The organism is Methyloversatilis sp. (assembly GCF_030698125.1).
In the GTDB taxonomy this organism is placed as follows: domain Bacteria; phylum Pseudomonadota; class Gammaproteobacteria; order Burkholderiales; family Rhodocyclaceae; genus Methyloversatilis.
On sequence record NZ_JAUYNV010000058.1, the window covers coordinates 131,061 to 149,834 of the forward strand.

Below are 18,774 nucleotides of genomic sequence, written 5' to 3' on the forward strand. Positions count from 1 at the left end.
CTCTGAAGGGCATCCGATGAAACAGGTACACCTCACCGTCATGCCGGTGCGCTGGGGCGATCTCGACGCCTATGGCCATGTGAACAACACGCTCTACTTCCGCTACATGGAACAGGCCCGCGTCGAGTGGCTGGAGGCGCTCGGGCTCTGCCTCAGTCCGGGCGGCACGCAGCCGACCGCGCCTGCGCTGCCGGTGGTCGCCCGCATCGAATGCGATTTCCTGGCGCCGGTGAGCGCGCCGGCGCAGGTCGCGGTCAGCGTGTCGCTCGGCCGCCCCGGCCGCAGCAGCCTTGAAACCGCGCACGAAATCCGCCTGCATCCGGACGGCCCGGTATGCGCCCGCGCACGCGTCGTGCTGGTATGGACCGACGCTGCCAGCGGTCGCCCGGTGCCGCTGCCGGACGCGGTGAGGGCGCAGTGCGACGCCGCCGGAGCCCCCTCCGCATAAGGATTTCCCGCGCTCTTCCGACGCGAAGCCGGCGGCTGCGAAGGCCGTTTTCTGCCTGCCTTTCTCAATACTCAAGAGGTATTGAAATCGAATCAAAAGGTATTGGACGGTATAGAGAAGTGGCTCATAGACTGTAATTCAACCTGACAGATCCGGTGCAGACGGCGCCCGCGGGCGCCTCCGATCGGACCTACACCAACGGAGCATGCATGCGCGTCATCGATCATTTCATCGACGGTGAATACACGTCGAGTCTCAGCGGCACGCAGTTCGACAAGCGCTCGCCGGTCGACAACAGTCTGGTGGCCCGGATCAGCGAAGGCGGTCAGCCCGAGGTCGATGCGGCGGTGAGCGCCGCCCGGCGGGCGCTGAAGGGCGAATGGGGCCGGCTTACGCTGGACCAGCGGGTCGAGCTGCTGTACGGCGTAGCCAACGAAATCAGCCGCCGCTTCGACGACTTCGTCGCCGCCGAAATGGCCGACACCGGTCAGCCGCACCACGTGATGACTCACGCCTTCATTCCGCGCGGCGCGGCCAACTTCAAGGTGTTCGCCGACGTGATCAAGAACGTGGCGAACGAATCCTTCCAGACGCCGACGCCGGATGGCCGCGGCGCGCTGAACTACACGCTGCGCGTGCCCAAGGGCGTGATCGGCGTGGTGTGTCCGTGGAACGCGCCCTTCCTGCTGATGACCTGGAAGGTCGGCCCGGCGCTGGCCTGCGGCAACACGGTGGTGGTGAAGCCGTCGGAAGAGACGCCGCTGACCGCCGCGCTGCTGGGCGAGGTGATGAACACGGTGGGGGTGCCGCGCGGTGTCTACAACGTGGTGCACGGCTTCGGGCCGGATTCGGCCGGCGCCTTCCTGACCGCCCATCCGGGCGTCAATGCGATCACCTTCACCGGTGAGACGCGTACCGGCGAGGTGATCATGCAGGCGGCGGCGAAGGGCATGCGCGACGTGTCCTTCGAGCTGGGCGGCAAGAATGCCGCCATCGTGTTCGCCGACGCCGATTTCGATGCCGCGGTCGACGGCGTGTTCCGCTCCTGCTTCCTGAATTCCGGCCAGGTCTGCCTGGGCACCGAGCGCGTCTATGTCGAGCGCCCGCTGTTCGAACGCTTCGTGCAGGCGCTGAAGGTGCGCGCCGAGTCGGTCAGGTACGGCCGGCCGGAAGACCACGCCACCACCTACGGCCCGCTGATCAGCCAGGAACACCGCCGCAAGGTGCTCGGCTACTACCAGCGTGCGGTCGAGGAAGGGGCGCAGCTCGTCACCGGCGGTGGCGTGCCTGACCTGTCGGCCGATCTGGCCGAAGGGGCCTGGGTGCAGCCGACCATCTGGACCGGCCTGCCGGAAACCGCCGTCGTCGTGCGCGAGGAAATCTTCGGCCCCTGCTGCCACATCCGCCCCTTCGACAGCGAGCCGGAAGTGACCGCGCTGGCCAATGACAACGAGTACGGCCTGTCCACCACGATCTGGACGCAGGACCTCGCGCGCGCGCACCGCATGGCGGCGGCGATCGAGGTCGGCATCACCTGGGTGAACGCGTGGTTCCTGCGCGACCTGCGCACCGCTTTCGGCGGTTCAAAGCAGTCGGGCATCGGCCGCGAAGGCGGCGTGCATTCGCTGGAGTTCTACACCGAGCTGCGCAACGTCTGCGTCAAGCTCTGACCTTCTCATCGCCCACTCGAACATCATGGACGCACACAAGATACAGGCCTACGGCGACGAACTCTACCAGGCGCTGGTCGAGCGCCGCACCGTGCCGCCGCTGCTCGAACGCGAGCCGGACATCACGCTGGACGACGCCTACCGCATACAGCTGCGCATGGTGCAGCGCCGGCTCGACGCGGGCGAAACCATCGTCGGCAAGAAGATAGGCGTGACCAGCAAACCGGTGCAGGACTTCCTCGGCGTGTACCAGCCGGACTTCGGCCAGCTCACCTCCGGCATGGAGTATCGCGAAGGCGAGCCGATAGACCTCGGCCGGCTGATACAGCCCAAGGCCGAAGCCGAACTGGCCTTCGTGCTCAAGCACGACCTGAAGGGGCCGGGCATCACCGCGATGGACGTGATCCACGCCACCGACTACGTCGCGCCCTGTTTCGAAATCGTCGATTCGCGCATCACCGACTGGAAGATCCGCATCCAGGACACGGTGGCCGACAACGCCTCCTGCGGCGTGTTCGTGCTCGGCGAAGCGCGCGGAGACCCGCGCCGGCTCGACATCACGATGGCCGGCATGGTGCTGGAGAAAAACGGCGAGCTGTTCTCGACCGGCGTCGGCGCGGCGGTGCAGGGTTCGCCCGCCAACGCGGTGGCCTGGCTGGCCAACACGCTGGGGCGGCTGGGCATTCCGTTTTGCGCCGGCGAAATCATCCTGTCCGGTTCGCAGTCGGCGCTGGTGCCGGTGACCGGTGGCGATGAACTGGTGTGCACGGTCGGCGGGCTGGGCAGCTGCCGGGTGAAGTTTTCCGGAAGGAGCGCGGTATGAGTACCGAACTGACCCCCGCATTGACCCTGTCCCGCGAGGACATCGTTCGCCTGAGCGAACGCATCGAGGGCGCGCAGACCGGGGCCCACGCCATCCCCAAGCTCACCGACGAATACCCGGCGATGACGGTGGCCGACGGCTATGCGGTACAGGCCGAACTGCGCCGCCGCCGGCTGGCACGCGGCAACCGGCTGATCGGCTGGAAGGTCGGGCTGACGTCGAAGGCCAAGATGCTGCAGATGGGCGTGGACGTGCCCAGCATCGGCTTCCTGACCAGCGACATGGCGCGGCCGGAGAACTCGGCCATTTCCACCGGCGACATGGTGCATCCGCGGGTCGAGTGCGAAGTGGCCTTCGTCACCCGCGCGCCGCTGGCCGGCCCCGGCTGCACCCGCGAACAGGTGCTGGCGGCGACCGACTACGTGCTGCCGGCGGTCGAGGTGATCGACTCGCGCTTTTCCGGCTTCAAGTTCGACCTGTCCAGCGTGATCGCCGACAACGGCTCGGCGGCCCGCTTCGTCGGCGGCGGCCGGGCGCGGCTGCCGCAGGACATCGACCTGCGCACACTGGGCGTGGTGCTGGAGAAGAACGGCGAAATCGTCGCCGCCGGCGCCTCGGCGGCGGTGCTTGGCCACCCGGCGGAAGCGGTGGCCATGCTGGTGAACATCCTGGCCGAACAGGGCGAAACGTTGCCCGCCGGCAGCTTCGTCATGAGCGGAGGCATCACCGAAGCGATTCCAGTCAAGGCGGGCGACTGCGTGATCGCGCGCTTCCAGGAACTGGGCGACGTATCGATGCGCTTCGTGGCCTGAGCTGCGGCGCCGGAAAAGACGACAAGGACAAGAGCATGCCCATAATAGAAATGCACCTGATGACCGGACGCAGCGTGGAACAGAAACGTGCGGTCGCCGCCGCCATCACCGAAGCGGTGTGCACCACACTCGGCGTGAAGGCGGAAACAGTCCGCATCCTGGTTACCGAACACGGCAGCGAGGACTTTTCGGTGGCCGGCATGACGGCCGGTCTGCGCACCGAGCGACAGCAGGAATCCGAAGGCATCTGAGCCCTGATCGCGTCCGAATCGGCATCGGCCCGGTGGCGGATACCGTCGGGGTTGTCGCTGTGCGCGGCTTCCCAAGCCAATGAATTGAAAGTGTTTTGATCGGCATTTCGATCGCGCGGCGGAAGGTTCTTCGCTGCGCATGTACATACTTTTTTGGTATTAAAACAGCTGTCAAAAAGTATTGGACGGCATGGCTAACCAATCTTATTGTCAGTTCAGGCGACGCGAAAAGAATCGCCCGAGCGGAGGAAGCGCCTCGTTGTCGAGGTGTTCCGACGCACCCCGGCAGGCGCCGGCGAGGGGGTTGCTGCACACATCGCGTGCTGCACCGTTCGCCGACCGTTCAGACGGGACAGTCCGCCGACTGAAGCGCCGCATCAAAGAGGCGAGTCGGAATCGGCCCCATAAAAAGGAGGAGAGGGAATGTTCGAACGCACATCGGGCGCAGGTCGCTGCCCCGCCCCCAGGCATGCGCTGCTGCTCGCCGTCGCGACCGCATTTTCGGCGCCGGCCGCATACGGTTTCGAAATCGGCAACAGCAATCCGGATCTGAAGATCCGCTGGGACAACACCTTCAAGTACAGCGCTGGCTGGCGGGTCGAGAACCGCTCGTCGGCACTGGTCGACGACGTGGCGACCGGTTCGGCCAATATTGATCTCGATGACGGCGACCGCAATTTCGACCGCGGCCTGATTTCGAACCGGATCGACGTGCTGAGCGAACTCGACCTGTCCTACAAGCAGCAGTTCGGCGCCCGCGTCAGTGCTGCCGCCTGGTATGACAGCGTCTATAACCGCTCGAACGACCACGACAGCCCGTTGCGCGCCAACCAGACTTCGGTGCCGTTCGACGAATTCACCGACGCCACCGAGAAGATCCACGGCCGCAAGGCGGAACTGCTCGACGCCTTCATCTGGGCCAAGAACGACAGCGGTGCCGTGCGTCTGGGCCGCCACTCGGTGCTGTACGGCGAAACCCTGTTCTTCGGCGCCAACGGCATTGCCGGCGCCCAGCAGCCGGTCGATGTGGTGAAGCTGCTGTCGGTGCCCGGCTCGCAGTTCAAGGAAATCATCCTGCCGGTGAACCAGATTTCGGCGCAGTACCAGATCAAGAGCAATTTGTCGGTCGGTGCTTACTACCAGTTCGAATGGCGCAAGTCGCGCATCCCCTCCTCCGGCAGCTATTTCTCGACCGTCGATGTGCTGGGCATGGGTTCGGAGAACTTCCTGTTCGGCCCGGTCGGTCTGGCCCCGTCGGTGGCGCGGCTGGACGACCTCAGTGCCAAGGATTCCGGCCAGGGCGGCGTGCAGTTGCGCTGGCGCCCGGAAGGCATGGACACCGAGTTCGGTCTCTACGCCGCCCGCTACCATGACAAGCTGCCGCAGGCCTATCTGCGCCCGCTCGGCGCGCTGGGCGTGCCGGGTGCACCGGCCAACTTCCAGCACGTGTACCCGGAAGGCATCAAGACCTACGGTGCGAGTTTCAGTACCGAAGTGGCCGATTTCAACCTGTCCGGCGAAGTGTCCTTCCGCCGCAATGCACCGCTGGTCAGTGCGCCGGAAATCGACTTGAGCCCGACCGGAAGCGCCGGCATCAACGGCGATGCCCTGTATGCAGTAGGCAAGACCGCACACGCCAACCTGTCGGCCATCTTCTCCTTCAACCGGACAGCATTCTGGGACAGTGCCCTGCTGCTGGCCGAAGTGGCGTGGAACCGCGTGACCAGCGTCACCCGCAACCGCTCCGCGCTCGACCCGAACTCGTCGCGCGACGCCTGGGGCATGCGCTTCATCCTCGAACCGAACTGGTTCCAGGTCGCGCCCGGTCTCGACCTGTCGATGCCGATCGGCGTCGGCTACAACCCGAAGGGCAATTCCGGCGCGGTCGCGCAGTTCAACGGCGGCGTGGAAAAGGGCGGGGACTTCAGCGTCGGCCTGAACGCGGTGTACCAGCAGGTGTGGAAGGCCGGCATCCGCTACACCCACTACTTCGGTTCGGAAGGCCCGGCGGTGGTGCTGCGGCCTGACCTCACGCCCGACCTGACCTTCAAGCAGAGCCTGGCGGACCGCGACTTCGTGTCGGTGACGCTGCAGCGCTCGTTCTGAGAAAAAAAGACGGAGGACCACACACATGAAAATGATGAATGCACTGTCGGCAGCGCTGCTGTCACTGGCGACCGCATCAACCGCCCTGGCGGCCGTTTCGGCCGAAGAGGCGGCGCGCCTGAAGACCGATCTCACGCCGCTGGGCGCCGAGAAGGCCGGCAACAAGGACGGCACGATCCCGGCCTGGACCGGCGGCTACAACAAGGCGCCGGCCGGCTACAAGCAGGGCCAGCCGCGCATCGACCCCTTCGCTGACGAGAAACCGCTGTTCACCATCACCGCGGCGAACATGGCGCAGTACGCGGACAAGCTGGACGAAGGTCAGGTCTATCTGCTGAAGAAGTATCCGGAGTACAGGATCAACGTCTACAAGACCCACCGCACCGCCGCGGCGCCGGAGTGGGTATATGACGAAACCTTCAAGAACGCCACCCGCACCAAGCTCGAAGGCTTTGCCATCAAGAACGCCTTCGGCGGCCCGCCGTTCCCGATTCCGAAGAGTGGCGCCGAAGTGGTGTGGAACCACAACCTGCGGGTGCATCCGGCCGGCATCGTGTGGCCGATGCACAGCTACGTGGTCGATGCCAGCGGCACCGCTGCGCTCGCCACCGGCGCCGTCAATGAAATCCGCGTGCCGTACTACGACAAGTCGGAGTCGGTCGACTCGCTGCAGAAGGGCTACTACTTCGGCGTGCTGCAGTCGGTGAGCGCGCCGTCGGTGCGTGCCGGCGAACTGCTCATGTTCCGCGACAGCCTGGACAACACCCGCTCCTCCTGGCAGTACCTGGTCGGTCAGCGTCGCGTGCGCCGCGCGCCCAACCTGTGCTGCGACACGCCCAACTTCGTGAACTCCGGGGTCGACTTCTTCGACCAGCCCTTCATCTTCTTCGGCCCGATGGACCGCTATGACTGGAAGATCGTGGGCAAGAAGGAAATGTTCATCCCCTACAACGCCAACCGCGTCGTGCTCACGCCGCACAAGGACCTGCTCGGCAAGCACTACACCAACCCGGACTACGTGCGCTGGGAGCTGCACCGCGTGTGGGAGATCGAGGGCACCGTGCGCGAAGGCCAGCGCGACGTGCGGGCGCGTCGCAAGCTGTACGCCGACGAGGACAGCTGGACCATCGTGATCGGCAACACCTGGGACGCCCAGGGCCGGCTGTGGCACACCGGCGTCGGCTATCCCACCCTGATGCCGGACCACCCCAGCATCAACCTGCGCCACTGGATCACCATGGACTTCATCAAGGGCTCCCACACCATCACGCTGAACACGGACGAGAAAACGCCGATCCAGATCGCCGAGCCGCCGCCGTCGCCCAACCTGCTGACGCCGGAAGGCATGGTGGTGCGCGGCGTCCGCTGACGCTGCGCACATCCGATCAACCGTTCAGGAGACAGCTCAGGTGGCAAACCGACTTGGCGCCATGTGCGCACTTCCGATCGCCATGGGGCTGGCGTTCGCCGCGATCGGCTCGCCCGCGGTCGACCTCGATCCGCTGGATCCGCTGGTGCAGCCGGCGGCGCAATCGGCCGCCGCCGTCTCCGCCTTCCTGATGGCGGTGACGCGGGCCGGTGACCGCCTGGTGGCGGTCGGCGAGGCCGGCGTCATTGTGTACTCGGACGACGATGGCCGCAGCTGGTCGCAGGCCCGGGTGCCGGTGAGCGTATCCATCACCAGCGTGCAGTTCGCCTCGCCCACCCACGGCTGGGCGGTCGGCCACAGCGGCGTCGTGCTGGCGAGCAGCGACGGCGGGCAGAACTGGACGCTGCAGCTGGACGGCAACCGCATCGCCGCGCTGCCGGCGTCCGGCGGCGAAGTGAGCGCCGAGGCACCGCCGGCCAATCCGGGCGACCCGCTGCTCGACGTGTATTTCAGCGACGCGCAGCACGGCCACGCGGTCGGCGCCTTCGGGCTCGTGCTGCGCACCGACGACAGCGGCAAGACCTGGGTGCGCTGCAACGGCGTGCTGCCCAATCCGGAAGGCCGCCACCTGTACGCCATCCGCCCGTCCGGCGACGCGCTGTACGTGGTCGGCGAGAGCGGTTCCATCTTCGTGTCACGCGACGGCGGTGTGTCCTTCGCCCGCGTGAATTCGCCCTACGAGGGCAGCTTCTTCGGCCTGGCCATACCCGGGCCCGGTGAGCTGGTGGTGTTCGGCCTGCGCGGCAACGTCTTCCACAGCGCCGACGGCGGCGCGCACTGGAGCCGGGTCGACGCCGGCACCGGCGCGTCCTGGACCGGTGCCTCCGTGCTCGGCAGCAGCGGCGTGCTGATGGTGAGTCAATCAGGTGAAGTCGCGGTCAGCCGCGACAGCGGGCGCAGCTTCCAGGTGCTCGACCAGCGGCTGCCGTCGCTGTCCGGCGTCACCGCCACCGCTGACGGCCGTGCGCTGGCCACCGGCGTGCTGGGCGTGAAGGCATTCGACCTTCCGGCGACCATTGAACGGGGCACGGGCTCATGAAGCGCGATATTCATCGCGCGGGCAGTTCGGCCGCCGACGAGGTGTCCCGCTTCGACGCCCGCGCTGGTTCGTCGCTCGAACGCCTCATCTTCAACAACCGGCGCTGGGTCATCCTGCTGTGCGCGGTGCTCACCGCCTTCCTCGGCTGGCAGGCCACCACGCTGCAGCTGGCCGCCAGCTTCGAGCGCATGCTGCCCTCGGGCCATCCCTACATCGAAAACCTGCGCGCCTACAGCAAGCAGCTCGCCGGTTCCGGCAACGTACTGCGCATCGTGGTGGCCACCGAGCGCGACAGCATCTTCTATCCGGAATACATGGAAACGCTGCGCAAGATCAATGACGAGGTCTATCTGTACCCGGGCGTCGACCGCTCCTTCGTCAAGTCGATCTGGATGTCGGCGGTGCGCTGGGTGGGCGTGACCGAAGAGGGGCTGGAAGGCGGCGAGGTGATGCCGCCGGGCTTCGACGGCTCGCCGGACATGTTGGTGCAGTTGCGCAAGAACATCGAACGCTCCGGCCAGATCGGCCAGATCGTGGCCGCCGACTACAAGTCCACGGTGATCCAGATACCGCTGCTCGACGTCGATTTCGACTCCGGCAAGCCGCTCGACTACCTGGACATGAACCGCCGGCTGGAAGATCTGCGCGCCCGCCACGCACGCGAGGACATCCGCATCTACATCACCGGCTTCGCCAAGGTGAGCGGCGACCTGATGGTCGGCATGCAGCAGATCATCGGCTTCTTCGCGATGGCGCTGGCCATCTGCAGCGCGGTGCTGTTCTGGTACACCCGCTGCGTGCGCAGCACCGCGCTGGTGGTGGTGTGCTCGGTGGTGGCGGTGGTGTGGCTGCTCGGTCTGCTGCCGCTGCTCGGCTTCGACCTGAACCCGTATTCCATACTGGTGCCCTTCCTCGTGTTCGCCATCGGCATGAGCCACGGCGCGCAGAAGATGAACGGCATCATGCAGGACATCGGCCGCGGCGCGCCCAAGCTGGCGGCCGCGCGGCTCACCTTCCGCCGCCTCTTCCTGGCCGGCCTGACCGCGCTGCTGGCCGATGCGGTGGGCTTCGCGGTGCTCATGGTGATCGACATCCCGGTCATCCAGGACCTGGCGCTGGCCGCCAGCCTGGGTGTCGGCGTGCTCATCTTCACCAACCTGGTGCTGTTGCCCATCCTGCTGTCCTATGCCGGCGTCAGCGCGAGGGCTGCCGTGCGCAGCCTGCGTGCCGAAGGGGTGACGGACGAATCGGGCCGGGCGGCGAAGCATCCGTTCTGGGCATTCCTCGACCTGTTCACCGAACGCCGCTACGCGACCATCGCGGTGGCGGCGGCCGCGCTGCTGGGGCTGGCCGGGCTGGCGGTGAGCTTCGACCTCAAGGTGGGCGATCTCGAAGCCGGCGCGCCGGAACTGCGGCCGGATTCGCGCTACAACCTCGACAACGCCTATGTGGTCAGCCGCTACGCCGCGAGCAGCGACGTCTATACGGTGCTCATCCCGACGCCCAGGGGCCGCTGTTCGGAATACGCCACGCTGCTGCGCGTGAATGCGCTGGAAAGCCAGCTGCGCGCGCTGCCCGGCGTCGAATCCACGCTGTCCTTCGTCGGTACCGCGAAGAACGGTCTGGTCGGCTTCGCCGAAGGCAATCCGAAGTGGTACGAACTGTCGCGCGACCAGGCCAGCATCAATTCGGTGGCGCAGTACGCGCCGCGCGAAACGCTGGACGCGCAGTGCAGCTTCCTCACCATCCAGACCTTCCTGAAGGACCACAAGGCGGACACGCTGCAGTCGGTGTCGGCGGTGGTCGAAGCCTTCGGCCGCAAATACGACAGCGAGGCGGCGCGCTTCCTGCCCGCCGCCGGCAACGCCGGCATCGAGGCGGCGACCAATGACGTGGTGCGCCAGGCCAACCGCCAGATGCTGGCGCTGGTGTATGCGGCGGTGGTGGTGCTGTGCTTCATCACCTTCCGCTCGTGGCGCGCGGTGCTGTGCGCGGTGCTGCCGCTGCTGCTCACCTCGGTGTTGTGCGAGGCGCTGATGGTGTGGCTGGACATCGGCGTCAAGGTGGCGACGCTGCCGGTGGTGGCGCTGGGCGTGGGCATCGGCGTCGATTACGCGCTGTACGTGCTCACCGTGACGCTGGCCGGCCTGCGTGCGGGCGACACGCTGTCCGGCGCCTATTACCGCTCGCTGCTGTTTACCGGCAAGGTGGTGGTGCTGACCGGCGTCACGCTGGGCATCGCGGTCGCCACCTGGGCCTTTTCGCCGATCCGCTTCCAGGCCGACATGGGCATCCTGCTGGCCTTCATGTTCCTCTGGAACATGCTGGGCGCCCTCATCCTGCTGCCGGCGCTGGGCCACTTCCTGCTGAAGGTGCAGAAGACCAAGCCGATGGACACCGTGGCTGCGATTTCGCACGCGAAGGCCGCTTGAGCCGCCAACCCTATTCGAACAGCTCCTCCACTTCTCCGAAGCTGACCCGGCGACGGACATGGTGGTGTTGCGCCGGACGGGGAAATCCGTCCTCCACCCGGCGCTTTTTTATTCCGGACGATGGTCCCGTCCGACCGCGGTCGGCGGGTACGGACTCCGCGCGATGTGTCGCACACCGACGATGGAAAGAAACAGATGAACGCCAATGACTATCCAGCGCGCAAGGAACCGGCCCTCGACCAAGCACCGATGCGGCAGTCGAGCGAGGACGGTTCGCGCCATCGCGTCGCGGAGATCCACGAAGGCGCCAACGAGATCGACAAGCGGGGGATCGCGCGTCCCCTGTTCGGCCTGGACATCACGGGCGCAATGCGATGAAGGTGCTGATCGTCCACGCTCACCCCGAGCCAAAATCCTTTTCGTCGGCGATGTGCGCGACCGCCGCCGATGCGCTGCGCAGCGGCGGCCATGAACTTGTGGTGTCCGACCTTTATGCGCAACACTTCAATCCGCTCGCCAGCGCTGTGGATTTCAGCGAACGCCGCGACGCAAACTACCTCAACTACGCCCTGGAACAACGCCATGCGAACGGGGCGGGTTCTGTAGCGCCGGACATTCGCGCCGAGATGGACAAGGTGCTTGCCTGCGATCTGTTGATCCTGAACTTCCCGATCTACTGGTTCTCGCTGCCGGCAATCCTGAAGGGTTGGATTGACCGCGTTTTCACCTCGGGCGTGTTCTACGGCGGGAAGCGCGTCTATGACCGGGGCGGCATGCGTGGGCGGCGCGCATTGGTCGCCGCTACCCTCGGTGGGCGGGAACATATGTTCGGTCGGGGTGCAATGCACGGCGAACTGAACGGCATGCTGAAACCCCTGCTTCAGGGGACGCTCGGATATGTCGGATTTGACGTACTGACACCGTTCTACGCCTACCACGTGCCGTATCTCGATGCCACGGAGCGCACAGAGATTCTGGTTCGGTGGCGGGAAACGCTGGCACATCTGGATTCGCGCCAGGTTCTGTCGATGCCCTCGCTCGAACACTTCGACGATCAGTTCAGACCTTTGACCAAGACGGAACTGGAGTTTCAACCTGTCGGAGATATCGACGGGTGAGCGCAGGCGATGTTGTCGGCCGGTTTCGGCTGTGACCTGCGGGCCGGAATCGTTTCTTGCTGCGCGGGCCGCAGGTTTCATGGAGAGTGATGTGACGCGTTTTGTCGTACGCAAGGTAGCGATTCTCGGTGCCGGGGTCATGGGGGCGCAGATCGCCGCGCACTTCGCAAACGCGGGGGTTCCTGTTCTGTTGTTCGATCTTGCGAGTGCAACGAAAGATCGACACGCGGTGGCCACGGCCGCGATCGAGCGCCTGCTGCGGATCGAACCGGCTCCTCTGGTCGATGCGGGTTGCGCCCGGTTGATCGAGGCCGCCAACTACGAGGATGACGCTCATCGACTGGCGGACTGTGATCTCGTGATCGAGGCAGTGGTCGAGCGGATGGAGATCAAACGCAAGGTCTATGTGCAGCTGGCGCCCTACCTCGGTGCGCATGCCGTATTTGCCAGCAATACATCCGGAATTGCAATCCACACGCTGGCGCAGGCCATGCCGGAGGTCGTGAGGAAGCGCTTCTGCGGCATCCACTTTTTCAACCCGCCGCGTTACATGCCGCTGGTCGAACTGATTCCGGGGCCACAGACGGATGTTCGCGTCCTCGATGCGCTGGAAACATTCCTCACGTCCGTGCTGGGGAAGAGCGTGATTCGGGCACGGGATACGCCCAACTTCATCGCCAACCGGATTGGCTTCTTTTCGCTTCTTGCGACCCTGTTCCATGCGCAACGGCTCGGACTTGGCTTCGACGAAGTTGACGCACTGACCGGATCGGCGCTTGGACGACCCCGCAGTGCCACCTGCAGGCTGATGGACTTGATCGGTCTCGACACGGTGGCCAACGTGATCCGCACCATGCAGGACACGCTGAGCGACGACCCTTGGCATCGTCACTACACCGTGCCCGGGTGGCTGTCAGGGCTGGTGGCTGCGCGGGCATTGGGGCTGAAGACGCGCGGAGGAATCTTCCGCAAGGAAGACGGTGCGCACCAGGTTTTCGATCCTGCATGCTGCGAATATCGAAGCGCCGCAGGCCTGATTGCCCGCGAGGTTGCGGATGTCCTCCGGGTCGGCGATGAACCCGAGCGGATGCGCAGGCTGCGCATCTCTACGCATCCTCAGGCACAGCTGCTCTGGTCGGTCCAGCGCGACCTGTTTCACTACTGCGCGCATCACCTCGAGGGCATTGCCCATGCTGCACGGGACGTGGATCTCGCGCTTCGGTGGGGATACGGATGGAAGACCGGGCCATTCGAGCAATGGCAGGCAGCGGGCTGGCAAGAAACCGCCAGAGCCATCGAGGACGACATCGAAGGCGGCGTTTCGATGTGCTCCTCGCCCCTGCCCGATTGGGTGTTCATCGACGAAAACAGCGCACGCCGAGGTGTGCATCATGGGTCGCTCTCGTTCTCGGCTTCCGCAATGGTCGGCGTTGCGCGGCAACCGCTGCCGGTACATCGGCGGCAACTGTTTCCGGAACGCCTGTCGGGCGAACAGCCCGCCGTGAAACGCAGCCTGTTTGAAACCGACGACGTGTCGCTGTGGCTGCCGGAGCAGGCCCCGGACTTGCCGGTACTGTCCTTCAAGACAAAGATGGGCGCCATTGGGCCGGGTGCGATCGACGGGGCTCTCGAAGCGCTTGCCCGGGCGGAACATTCGTACGACGGGCTCGTGATCTGGCATGAAGACGGGCCATTCAGCGTCGGGGCAAATCTTGAATTCATCCATGCCCTGGTGCAGCGCGGGGATCTGCCGGCGATCGAGGACTTCCTCGTGCGCTTTCAGACCATGACAACGAGAATGTCCCAGGCGCATGTTCCCGTGGTCGCCGCGGTCGGCGGCATGGCCTTGGGCGGGGGATGCGAGGTCATGATGCACTGCGCTGGCGTCGCGATCGCGCTCGAAACGACGATTGGCCTGGTCGAGAGCAAGGTCGGGTTGATTCCGGGTGGGGGCGGCTGCAAGGCCTTTGCGATCCGCGCAGCGCGGCTGGCGTCGCAGGCCGGCGTGGAAGACGTCATCCCCTTCCTGCGTCGCCCCTTCGAAATGCTCGCCGCCGGGCAAACAGCGCGCAATGCGTTAGAGGCCCGACGTTTCGGTTTCGCCCGCGATGCCGATCGCGTCGTATTCAACCCTCGCGAGGTACTTTACGTTGCGCTTGAAAGTGCCCGTGCTCTGGCGCGAATCGGCTATCGACCCTCGCCCGCGCCAGCCGTGGCGGTGGCTGGACGCGCCGGCATCGACCGGCTGGCGGAAATGCTGACGATGCGGCGGCAGGCGGATGGGGCGAGCGCTCACGACGAGCGCGTCGGCAGAGCCTTGATCCATGCCTTGTGCGGGGGCGACGTGCCCTATGGCTTCATCGCCGACGAGCAGACCCTGCTGGCGGCGGAACGACGTGCATTCATGGATCTCGTGGCAAGGCCCGAGACGCAGATGCGCATCCGCCACACGCTGGACACCGGCAAGCCCTTGCGCAACTGATGCATCTTGCTGTGTCGCACCGGGTTGTTCGGCCAGGGGCAAGCACTGCGGATCGGCCGGCGGGGCGCCGCCTTGTTGGGCATCGCTGCGCTCACCCCAACCTACGGGGTGGCGCATCGTAGGTTGGGGTGAGCGCAGCGATGCCCAACATCCCCCGGTACAGCCGCACCGATCGCTCTCGCCGCCCCGGCGCGGCGGGGATCTGTCCGCCCCGGGCCACCCCGGACCAGCGCCACACATCGGGGCGCCACCGGGCGACTTCGTACGATTGCCGACCGCGCACGCCCATCCATTGGTAACAGGTAGGGAATCAAGCGGGCGCAACTGTTATCCTTTTTCAATAGCGCGGCGCTTGAGGCAAGCCCGTCCGCGCCTGCGGATTCGTTCGAACGGCGCGCCCACGCTTCATTTCCTGGAGGATGGTATGGCGGAATACGCTGTCCTTTACTTCGACGAACTGCGCGTCGCGCTCCCGCTGGCCTATGTCGAGCGCGTGCTGCGAGCGGTTCATATCACCCCCCTTCCGGATGCGCCGGACATCGTTCTCGGTGTCGTCAACGTTCATGGGCGCATCATCCCGGCGATCGACATGCGCCAACGCTTCCGCCTGCCGGAGCGCGACATCGCGCTGACCGACCGCCTCGTCATCGCGCACACCGGCCAGCGGGCGGTCGCCCTGGTGGCCGACGGCGTGAGCGGCGTCATCGAGTCGGCCGAACCGGAAATCGTCGGCGGCGACAGCATCCTGCCCGGCCTGGAATACGTCGACGGCGTCATCCGGCTCGCCGACGGCCTCGTGCTCATCCACAACCTGGCCCGCTTCCTGTCGCTCGACGAGGCGGACGCGCTCGACCGGGCGATGGCGACGGGCGGAGCGCCCTAGGATGCAGCCGACGCTTCCGCCAGCACTCCTCGCCGCGGTCGGCGAACTGCTCGCCGCGCGACTGGGCCTGAATTTTCCGGCGGAGCGCCGCGGCGATCTCGAACGCGGGCTGGCCGCGGCAGCCCCCGCGCTGGGCCTGCCCGACGCTGCTGCCTGCGCGCACCGGCTGCTGTCGGCGCCGCTGACCTGTCACGAAATTGAAATACTTGCCGGCTGCCTCACCGTCGGCGAAACCTATTTCTTCCGCGAACAGCACACCTTCGAAGCGCTCGAACAACATGTACTGCCGCCCCTGCTGCGCGAGCGCGACGGCAGCGACAAGCGCCTGCGCATCTGGAGCGCCGGCTGCTGCACCGGCGAGGAACCGTACTCGGTCGCCATGCTGCTCGACCGCCTGCTGCCCGACGCCGATGCGTGGAACAGCACGCTGCTGGCGACCGACATCAATCCGGCCTTCCTGCGCAAGGCGGCCGAGGGGGTGTACGGCGCATGGTCCTTCCGCGCCACGCCCGACTGGATCCGCGACCGCCACTTCAAGCCCGCCGGGCGGGGCTGCTACCGGCTCGAAGAACGGATCCGCCGGCGCGTGATGTTTTCCTGCCTCAACCTGGCCGACGATGTCTACCCCTCGCTGACCGGCAACACCAACGCGATGGACATCGTTTTCTGCCGCAATGTGCTGATGTACTTCACGCCGGCGCAGGCGGCACGGGTCGTCGACAAGCTGCAGCGCTCGCTGGTCGAGGGCGGCTGGCTCATCGTCAGTCCGGCCGAAACGTCGAGCGTGCTGTTCGCCGGCTTCACCACGGTCGAATTCCCGGGCGCAATCTTTTACCGCCGGCCGGTCGGCGCGCAAGCGCCGCGCCGGGTGAGCCACGTCGTCCAGCGACCTGAGGCGGATTTCGTGCCGCCATGGCTGGCGCCCGCTGAATCTGCGCCGGCCGCCGTCCCCGACCCGCTTCCGCCGCGGCGCGAACGACTGATCCGCGCCGCGCGCGACTGCGCCAACGATGGCCGGCTCGACGAGGCGGGCGAGTGGTGCCGGCAGGCGATCGCCTTCGACAAGCTCGATCCCGCCCTCCACTACCTGCTGTCGGTCATCGAGCAGGAGCGGGGCCGGGGCGACGACGCGGTACGGTCGCTCACGCGGGCGCTCTACCTCGCTCCGGATTTCGTGCTCGCCCACTACGCGCTGGGCAACCTGCGCCAGTCGCAGGGGCGCCGGCGCGAGGCGCAGCGGCATTTCGACAACGCCCTGCAGCTGCTGCAAAACCACCCGACGGACGAAATCCTGCCCGAGTCGGACGGCCTGAGCGCGGGCCGGCTGGCGCAAATCATCGTATCGATGCAGGCGGGCATGCCGCGCATCGCCGACCGCGCATGAGCGCGACACGTGGCCACCGCGCAGAAAGGAAACCCGCATGAACACCGGCAACACCGCCCCGCCCGCCGATGCGACACCCGGCCCGATCGACTGGCATCGCGTCAAGGCGCGCATGGACGCGGCGCGCAGCGCGATCGACCGCGCCACCGATCCCGATGCCTGCGAAATCCGCCGCGTGCTGAAGGCGCGCGCCGACGCGCTGGCCCACGACCCGGTTTCCACGGCCGATGTCGAGCGCATCGAAGTGGTGGAATTCATCCTCGCGCAGGAACATTACGCGGTCGAATCGCGGCATGTACGCGACGTGTATCCGCTGGAACAGCTCACCCCGCTGCCCTGCACGCCGCGCTTCGTGCTCGGCATCGTGAACCTGCGCGGGGAAATCCTGTCGGTCATCGACATCAAGAAGTTCTTCGACCTGCCCGAAAAGGGACTGACCGATCTGAACAAGGTGATCGTCATCGAGTCGGTGAATATGCGTTTCGGTATTCTTGCTGACGCCATCGTCGGGGTACATTCGATTCCCGTTCCGGATATCCAGCCATCGCTGCCGACGCTCACCGGCATCCGCGCCGAATATCTGCGGGGCGTAACCCCCGGCCACCTGGTGGTGCTCGATGCCGAAGCGCTGCTGACGGGCCAGGGCATCGTCGTGCAGGAACACGTATCCGGATAACAAGCGCCGTCGGCCCGACCGCAAGGAGAGCACGCATGACATGGTTTCTTGACCTGAGCACCCGCATCAAGCTGTTTCTCGGCTTCGGCCTGATGATCGTGTTGCTGGCGGCCGTCATCGCCACGGCGCACCGCGGCATTTCGTCGATCCAGGCGTCGCAGCGCAGCCTCTACCAGACCGATTTCGTCAATGCGGTCGATCTGCTGGACCTGCGCTTGAACCAGAACGGCATGCGGGCGGCGCTGCTGAGCATGATGGAGACCACGGTGGCCGGCGATCGCGAGGCCTGGCACCAGGACGTCAAGCAACGCACCACCGCCCTCGGCGACACGACCGAGCGGCTGATCGAGCGCAACCGCGACAACCCCCGCCTGCTCCAGCGTCTCGAAGAATTCGAGGCGCTTTGGCAGGCCTTCGTGAAAACCCGCGACGGCGAAGTCATTCCGCTGATTTACGCCGCAAAGAAGGACGAGGCGTGGGTGATCGCCTCGGGCGTCCAGGAAGAACGCTACCGCACGATGCGCGCGCTGACCCAGAAGCTGGGCGACGAAGCCGTGGCCCACGCCGACACCGCCGTCGTCGAATCCGAGCAGCGCAGCGAACAGGCGATCGGGCTGTTCGTGACCATCGGCATCGTCGCGGTGGCGCTGGGGGTGGCGCTGGTGTTGCTGCTCGACCGCGCCATCGCCGTGCCGCTGCGCGCGGTGTCGGGCCTGGCCCGCAAGATGGCGGACGGTGACCTGACGGTCGACGTGCCGGTCGGCGGTCGAGCCGACGAGGTAGGCGATCTGCTGCGCGCCTTCGGCGAAATGGTGACCAAGGTCCGGCAGACGACGCGCGACCTGCACGAGGGGGTCGGCGTGCTGGCGTCCTCGGCCAGTGAAATCCTCGCCACGACGAGCCAGGTGGCATCGGGCGCGGTCGAGACGGCCAGCGCGGTCAGCGAAACCACCGCCACCGTGGAAGAGGTCAAGCAGACCGCGCAGATGGCCAGCCAGAAGGCCCGCTACGTCTCCGACAGCGCGCAGAAGGTCGCCCAGGTGTCGCAGACCGGCCGCCAGGCCGTCGAAGATTCGATCGCCGGCATGCACCGCATCCAGGAACAGATGGAATCGATCGCCGAGAGCATCGTCCGGCTGTCGGAACAGAGCCAGGCCATCGGCGAAATCATCGCCACCGTCAACGACCTCGCCGAGCAGTCCAACGTGCTCGCCGTCAACG

16 protein-coding genes are annotated in these 18,774 nt (G+C 66.1%); all 16 read left to right on the plus strand.

What is annotated here, in order from left to right:
- Positions 1-16: 16 nt before the first annotated feature.
- Positions 17-448, plus strand: a complete 432-nt coding sequence (locus tag Q8Q80_RS19690) for an acyl-CoA thioesterase (protein ID WP_371132791.1) — start codon at positions 17-19, stop codon at positions 446-448.
- A 209-nt stretch (positions 449-657) separates the two neighbouring features.
- Positions 658-2,118: a 2-hydroxymuconic semialdehyde dehydrogenase gene (locus Q8Q80_RS19695; RefSeq protein WP_305634862.1), complete on the plus strand. Its 1,461-nt coding sequence runs from the start codon at positions 658-660 to the stop codon at positions 2,116-2,118.
- 25 nt (positions 2,119-2,143) lie between these two features.
- Complete coding sequence (dmpE, locus tag Q8Q80_RS19700) at positions 2,144-2,941, plus strand: 2-oxopent-4-enoate hydratase (RefSeq protein WP_305634864.1); 798 nt, start codon at positions 2,144-2,146, stop codon at positions 2,939-2,941.
- Positions 2,938-3,753: a 2-oxo-3-hexenedioate decarboxylase gene (gene dmpH, locus Q8Q80_RS19705; protein WP_305634866.1), complete on the plus strand. Its 816-nt coding sequence runs from the start codon at positions 2,938-2,940 to the stop codon at positions 3,751-3,753. The genes dmpE and dmpH overlap by 4 nt, the downstream gene beginning before the upstream one ends.
- 35 nt (positions 3,754-3,788) lie before the next feature.
- Entirely contained in the window at positions 3,789-4,004 is a 216-nt protein-coding gene (locus tag Q8Q80_RS19710) for a 4-oxalocrotonate tautomerase family protein (protein ID WP_371132792.1), read from the plus strand.
- A gap of 423 nt (positions 4,005-4,427) precedes the next feature.
- Positions 4,428-6,110 (plus strand): DUF1302 domain-containing protein, encoded by a 1,683-nt coding sequence (locus Q8Q80_RS19715; protein ID WP_305634868.1) that lies wholly within the window; start codon positions 4,428-4,430, stop codon positions 6,108-6,110.
- Between the two features lie 25 nt (positions 6,111-6,135).
- Entirely contained in the window at positions 6,136-7,479 is a 1,344-nt protein-coding gene (locus Q8Q80_RS19720) for a DUF1329 domain-containing protein (RefSeq protein ID WP_305634870.1), read from the plus strand.
- 40 nt (positions 7,480-7,519) lie between these two features.
- Positions 7,520-8,578 carry a YCF48-related protein gene (locus Q8Q80_RS19725; RefSeq protein ID WP_305634872.1) on the plus strand — a complete coding sequence of 353 codons (1,059 nt, stop codon included), beginning with the start codon at positions 7,520-7,522 and terminating at the stop codon, positions 8,576-8,578.
- On the plus strand, positions 8,575-11,010 hold the full coding sequence (locus tag Q8Q80_RS19730) for an RND family transporter (RefSeq protein ID WP_305634874.1): 2,436 nt from the start codon (positions 8,575-8,577) through the stop codon (positions 11,008-11,010). The genes Q8Q80_RS19725 and Q8Q80_RS19730 overlap by 4 nt, the downstream gene beginning before the upstream one ends.
- A gap of 195 nt (positions 11,011-11,205) precedes the next feature.
- The gene (locus tag Q8Q80_RS19735) at positions 11,206-11,388 is read left to right on the plus strand and encodes a hypothetical protein (RefSeq protein WP_305634876.1); all 183 of its coding nucleotides are present in this window, start codon (positions 11,206-11,208) and stop codon (positions 11,386-11,388) included.
- A complete protein-coding gene (locus Q8Q80_RS19740; RefSeq protein ID WP_305634878.1) occupies positions 11,385-12,128 on the plus strand; it encodes an NAD(P)H-dependent oxidoreductase in 744 nt (247 codons plus the stop codon). Before Q8Q80_RS19735 ends, Q8Q80_RS19740 begins: the two co-directional genes overlap by 4 nt.
- Before the next feature lie 79 nt (positions 12,129-12,207).
- A complete protein-coding gene (locus Q8Q80_RS19745; protein ID WP_305634881.1) occupies positions 12,208-14,610 on the plus strand; it encodes a 3-hydroxyacyl-CoA dehydrogenase/enoyl-CoA hydratase family protein in 2,403 nt (800 codons plus the stop codon).
- Between the two features lie 352 nt (positions 14,611-14,962).
- Positions 14,963-15,493 carry a chemotaxis protein CheW gene (locus Q8Q80_RS19750; RefSeq protein ID WP_305634883.1) on the plus strand — a complete coding sequence of 177 codons (531 nt, stop codon included), beginning with the start codon at positions 14,963-14,965 and terminating at the stop codon, positions 15,491-15,493.
- A 1-nt stretch (position 15,494) separates the two neighbouring features.
- On the plus strand, positions 15,495-16,877 hold the full coding sequence (locus tag Q8Q80_RS19755) for a protein-glutamate O-methyltransferase CheR (protein ID WP_305634885.1): 1,383 nt from the start codon (positions 15,495-15,497) through the stop codon (positions 16,875-16,877).
- A 37-nt stretch (positions 16,878-16,914) separates the two neighbouring features.
- Positions 16,915-17,553, plus strand: coding sequence for a chemotaxis protein CheW (locus Q8Q80_RS19760; protein WP_305634887.1), 639 nt, complete (start codon positions 16,915-16,917; stop codon positions 17,551-17,553).
- Positions 17,554-17,588: 35 nt separating this feature from the next.
- The coding region (locus Q8Q80_RS19765) for a methyl-accepting chemotaxis protein (protein WP_305634889.1) at positions 17,589-18,774 on the plus strand (1,186 nt) is incomplete at its 3' end.

Excerpts from the sequence above, each read along its gene's own strand:
- Q8Q80_RS19690 (WP_371132791.1), top strand. The coding sequence starts at position 17 with ATGAAACAGGTACACCTCACCGTCATGCCGGTGCGCTGGGGCGATCTC.
- Q8Q80_RS19695 (WP_305634862.1), top strand. The coding sequence starts at position 658 with ATGCGCGTCATCGATCATTTCATCGACGGTGAATACACGTCGAGTCTC.
- dmpE (WP_305634864.1), top strand. The coding sequence starts at position 2,144 with ATGGACGCACACAAGATACAGGCCTACGGCGACGAACTCTACCAGGCG.
- dmpH (WP_305634866.1), top strand. The coding sequence starts at position 2,938 with ATGAGTACCGAACTGACCCCCGCATTGACCCTGTCCCGCGAGGACATC.
- Q8Q80_RS19710 (WP_371132792.1), top strand. The coding sequence starts at position 3,789 with ATGCCCATAATAGAAATGCACCTGATGACCGGACGCAGCGTGGAACAG.
- Q8Q80_RS19715 (WP_305634868.1), top strand. The coding sequence starts at position 4,428 with ATGTTCGAACGCACATCGGGCGCAGGTCGCTGCCCCGCCCCCAGGCAT.
- Q8Q80_RS19720 (WP_305634870.1), top strand. The coding sequence starts at position 6,136 with ATGAAAATGATGAATGCACTGTCGGCAGCGCTGCTGTCACTGGCGACC.
- Q8Q80_RS19730 (WP_305634874.1), top strand. The coding sequence starts at position 8,575 with ATGAAGCGCGATATTCATCGCGCGGGCAGTTCGGCCGCCGACGAGGTG.
- Q8Q80_RS19735 (WP_305634876.1), top strand. The coding sequence starts at position 11,206 with ATGAACGCCAATGACTATCCAGCGCGCAAGGAACCGGCCCTCGACCAA.
- Q8Q80_RS19740 (WP_305634878.1), top strand. The coding sequence starts at position 11,385 with ATGAAGGTGCTGATCGTCCACGCTCACCCCGAGCCAAAATCCTTTTCG.
- Q8Q80_RS19745 (WP_305634881.1), top strand. The coding sequence starts at position 12,208 with ATGGAGAGTGATGTGACGCGTTTTGTCGTACGCAAGGTAGCGATTCTC.
- Q8Q80_RS19755 (WP_305634885.1), top strand. The coding sequence starts at position 15,495 with ATGCAGCCGACGCTTCCGCCAGCACTCCTCGCCGCGGTCGGCGAACTG.
- Q8Q80_RS19760 (WP_305634887.1), top strand. The coding sequence starts at position 16,915 with ATGAACACCGGCAACACCGCCCCGCCCGCCGATGCGACACCCGGCCCG.